Below are 1,079 nucleotides of genomic sequence, written 5' to 3' on the forward strand. Positions count from 1 at the left end.
TGTCTAGTCCTGAAATAAGTTGACACTTATTTCCACCTAAAACGCCTGATGAACCTCATCGGGCGTTTTGTATTTTAAGGCCAAATGGGGCCGTCGTTGATTATAGATGGCGACCGCTTCTTCCACCATCTGTCGTGCCTCCTGCAGCGTTGCTGGCTTATGTGTTAAAAACTCCTGCTTCAATATGCCATTTACTCGCTCTGCTAACGCATTTTGATAGCAGTCATATCCGTCTGTCATTGAGCATGTCACACCATGATGAGTGTGAACCGCTTGATAAGCGTTTGAGCAGTATTGTATTCCTCGGTCTGAGTGGTGTATCAGCGGTTTACCTTTGTCTTGCCGCTGCCTCAGTGCCTGTTTGTACGCTGTTAGCACACCATCTGTTTTGAGATTATCATCAACATGATAGCCCACGATTTTTCGTGACCAGGCATCGGTCACCAGGCTTCAGTAGGCTTCATTATCTTGCAGTGGCAGATAGGTAATATCAGCCACCCAGACTTGTTCTGAGCGAGTGATGTCCACTTGTTGCTCACTGGGCTTAAGCAAGTTGGGATGACACCTAAATCGATGATGACTGTGAGTCGTTTTATGGTACGCCCGTTTAGGCGCGACCAACAAACGATGCGCTCTGAGGCTGCTAAATAACCGGTCTCGCCCAATCACTATTTGATGCGATTTATTCAGTAAATACTGTAACTTGCGTGTACCTATTCGAGGTTGAAACAAGCGTTCATATTGCACCGTTTGCAATACATGTTGCTCCCTCTGCTCTGATATTTTTTGCCGCTGACATTGCTGATAATACGCCTGACGGCTAATCCCGAGGTAGCGGCAGCATTGGGTGACGCGATACCCTATGGCCRTTTTTTCTTGGAGCGTTTCGCGCGTGGCTTTTTTACGACAGAAATCCCGTAGTCAGTGCTAAGTTTTTCGACAATGGCTTCGAAGAACGCGGCTTTCATGCGGGTATCCTCAAGTTCGGCTTCGAGTGCTTTTATCTTTTGTTCAGGGGTCAGTGTGGTGGGCTCAGTCATCAACTGTCCTCGCATTGATGTAGACGGTGTCCCTTGGGA

General features: G+C 47.5%; 1 pseudogene. It reads right to left on the reverse strand.

From position 1 onward, the window contains the following. Nucleotides 1-36: 36 nt before the first annotated feature. Nucleotides 37-1,079, reverse strand: a pseudogene (locus L5L77_RS22500) (IS3 family transposase); the annotation flags it as partial.

The sequence above is a fragment of the Shewanella sp. SM29 genome (assembly GCF_025654245.1).
Lineage (GTDB): Bacteria > Pseudomonadota > Gammaproteobacteria > Enterobacterales > Shewanellaceae > Shewanella > Shewanella oncorhynchi.